Here is a 3,261-nt window from a genome sequence, read left to right as displayed (position 1 = left end):
CGAAGTCGGCGCCGACGACATGGGAGAGGAGGATGCGGCGGCGCGGCACGCCGATGTGGCCGCAGCGGACCTCCATGGCGCTGGCGTCGACCTTCACGGCCACATGGACGAATGCGAGCGTGCCGAAGAGGACGAGCAGTCCGGCGGCGACGCAGCCGATCACGGCCATCAGCAGGGGCGCGATGCCCGAGGTCCAGGCCGACCCGACGGCGAGGGTGACGCCGAGACCCAGGCAGGCGGCACCGGCGGCCGCCGCGACCCACTGGAAGCGGTTGGTGGCGCGGCCGGTCCAGACGGCGGGCGTCCGCTCGTCGGCGTACTCATTCCGGGCATGGTCCCTCATATCGGGAAGCGTACCCAGGATCGTCCGGAACAGCGCGACGGAGAGTCGCCACCCGCGCACACCCGGTGATCGCGCCGGGCGGGGAGCAGCCCGGGAGGCCCATGCCCGGTGGCCGGTGGGGTCCCCGCTCAGTGGGCGGGTGCGACCGCCGCGAGGAGCCGGCCCTCGGCGTAGCCGAGGGCGGTGGCGGGGAGCGGGCCGGGGCGACCGCTGAGCAGGACGGAGAGGCTGCCGGTGGGGTCCGCGGCGGGGGCGGGTTCGGCACCGACGCGGCGCAGCGCCTGCGCGGCGACGGCGTCGGCGGAGCCGTGGAAGACGAGCGGGGGCAGTCCGGCGCGGCCGCGGGCCTCAAGGGCGGCGAGAATGCGCTCCTCGACCAGTTCGTAGTGGGTGCAGCCGAGGACGACGGTCTGGACGTCGCGGGGGGTGAGCGCGGCGGCGGCGGCGACCGCGCGGTCCACGGCCTCCGGGTCGGCGTGCTCCACGGCGTCGGCGAGTCCCGGGCAGGGCACCTCGGTGACCTCGGCGCCGTCGGCGAAGTCGCGGATGAGTCCGCGCTGGTAGGCGCTGCCGGTGGTGGCCGGGGTGGCCCAGATGGCGACCTTGCCGCCACCGGCGGCGGCGGGCTTGATCGCGGGCACGGTGCCGATGACGGCGATGTCCGGTTCGAGGGCGGCGCGGATGGCGGGCAGGGCGTGCACGGTGGCGGTGTTGCAGGCCACGATCAGCGCCTGCGGGCGGTGCTCGGCCGCGGCGAGGGCGACGGCGAGGGCGCGCGCCGTGAGGTCCTCGGGAGTACGCGGTCCCCAGGGCATCCCGTCGGGGTCGTTCGAGAGGAGGAGGTCGGCGTCCGGCCGGAGTCGCCGCACCGCGGCCGCTGCCGGGAGGAGGCCGATTCCGGAGTCCATGAGCGCGATCTTCACCCGGTCACCCTAGCCGATGAGCGTTCTGGGGCCCCTGATCTGGGGCAGACTGCCGCGAATGAGCACCCTCGCCTGGTTCGCGCTCCTCTCCCTGGTCGTCTGGGTCTGGCTGCTGTTCGGCCAGGGCTTCTTCTGGCGCACGGACCAGCGGCTGCCGTCCGCCTCCCCGGGGCAGGGGCGCCGCACGCGCGTGGAGCCGGATCGGTGGCCCCGCGTGGCCGTGGTCGTTCCGGCGCGGGACGAGGCCGAGGTGCTGCCGCTGAGCCTGCCGTCGCTGCTCGCGCAGGACTATCCGGGCGTCGCCGAGGTGATCCTGGTGGACGACGGGAGTACGGACGGCACGGGTCGGCTGGCCGTCGAGCTCGCCGCCCGCCATGGAGGGCTGCCGCTCACCGTGGTGTCACCGGGCGAGCCGGAGCCGGGCTGGACCGGGAAGCTCTGGGCGCTGCGGCACGGCATGGCACTGGCACGCACGCGTGGTCCCGGGTTTCTGCTCCTGACCGACGCGGACATCGCCCATGAGCCGGACAGTCTGCGGCTCCTGGTGTCGGCGGCGGAGGCGAACGGGCTGGATCTGGTGTCGCAGATGGCCCGGCTCCGGGTGGAGAGCCTCTGGGAGAGGCTCGTCGTGCCGGCGTTCGTCTACTTCTTCGCGCAGCTCTATCCCTTCCGCTGGATCAACCGGCCGCGTCCGCTGGCGACGGCCGCCGCGGGTGGCTGTGTGCTGCTGAGGACGGAGACGGCCGTGGCGGCGGACGTGCCGGAGGCGATCCGGCAGGCGGTGATCGACGATGTGTCACTGGCGCGGGCCGTGCGGCGCGCCGGTGGCCGGATCTGGCTGGGGCTCGCGGAGCGGGTCGACAGCGTGCGCCCCTATCCGGGGCTCGGCGATCTGTGGCGGATGGTCGCCCGCAGCGCGTACGCGCAACTGCGGCACAGTCCGCTGCTGCTCCTGGGGACCGCGGCCGGGCTCGTCCTCGTCTATCTGGTGCCGCCGGTGGCCCTGTCGGCCGGCGCGGTGCGCGGAGACGGTGCGGCGGCCTGGGCGGGTGGTGCGGCGTGGGCGGTGATGGTGGGGACGTACGTGCCGATGCTCCGCTACTACCGGCAGCCGCTGTGGCTCGCTCCGCTGCTGCCCTTCACCGCGTTCCTCTATCTCCTGATGACGGTGGACTCGGCGGTCCGGCACTACCGGGGTGTCGGTGCGGCGTGGAAGGGCCGGACGTACGCGCGACCGGAGGCGGCGCCGGACCGGTGCCGTGACGTCGCGCCGGGCGAGTGACCGTGACTCCCTTTCGGTCGGGTGACCGTGACGCCGTTTCGGTCGGGTGGCGGTGACGCCGTTTCGGCCGGGTGACCGTGACGCCGTTTCGGTCGGGTGGCGGTGGCGGCCCTCCGGTCGGGTGACCGTCACGTCCCTCCAGGCGTGACCGTGACGTCGCCTCAGGTGAGCACGTCACCCCTTCACGGAAATAGTTTTCCCGACACGGGGAGTAGCGCTGTCAATTCGGCGTGTACACATCGCCCCGGAGATCCGCGGATTGACGCTTAAGCATGCCCATGATCACCACCTGCACGTCTTCCGGGCACTTTTTCTTTATGTGTTCTTCATGCCCGGGTGCAGCCGGCCGGCCCGGGGCCCCCGACCCGCCGGTAACCCCCTCCGAACTCGGCTTTTACATGATCTTGGCACGTTCCGCCGCCCGTTTTTGGCCCGTTCGCTCGGATTGGGGATCCACTTCTTCACGAAGCCCGTCAAACAACCCTCTAATCAGGCTCCCCAACCAGCACATCGTGGGCTTAACTTATGTGCCATGACCTCCCCCCGCTCCACCTATGGAGGCGGTTACCACACCGCGCCGTCCTTCCCGGACACCCCGATCTACGACTCCCTGGTCGCGGAGCGGGGCACGCCTCAGATCGCCCCGATCCGAGTGCCCGCCGCCTACGACACCGGCAGCAGCTTCCCGGCCACCGGCAGCAGCTTCCCCTCCA

The 3,261-nt window shown here is 72.6% G+C and carries 3 protein-coding genes and 1 pseudogene; 2 read left to right on the top strand and 2 right to left on the bottom strand.

Annotated features, from left to right (window positions below):
- Positions 1-343: pseudogene (locus tag AOK00_RS33315) on the bottom strand (hypothetical protein); the annotation flags it as partial.
- Positions 344-471: 128 nt separating this feature from the next.
- On the bottom strand, positions 472-1,266 hold the full coding sequence (locus AOK00_RS33310) for a glutamate racemase (RefSeq protein ID WP_055603883.1): 795 nt from the start codon (positions 1,264-1,266) through the stop codon (positions 472-474).
- Positions 1,267-1,324: 58 nt separating this feature from the next.
- Here AOK00_RS33310 and AOK00_RS33305 point away from each other — a divergent pair, with 58 nt between their 5' ends.
- Positions 1,325-2,548: a glycosyltransferase gene (locus AOK00_RS33305; RefSeq protein WP_055603882.1), complete on the top strand. Its 1,224-nt coding sequence runs from the start codon at positions 1,325-1,327 to the stop codon at positions 2,546-2,548.
- A 532-nt stretch (positions 2,549-3,080) separates the two neighbouring features.
- Positions 3,081-3,261: DUF6643 family protein (locus AOK00_RS33300; protein ID WP_367870073.1), on the top strand; the 181-nt coding region annotated here is incomplete at its 3' end.

It is taken from the genome of Streptomyces aureus, from assembly GCF_001418135.1.
GTDB classification, from domain to species: domain Bacteria; phylum Actinomycetota; class Actinomycetes; order Streptomycetales; family Streptomycetaceae; genus Streptomyces; species Streptomyces aureus_A.
The sequence above is the reverse complement of the archived record's forward strand: the minus strand, read 5'-3'. Positions and strand labels throughout refer to the sequence as shown.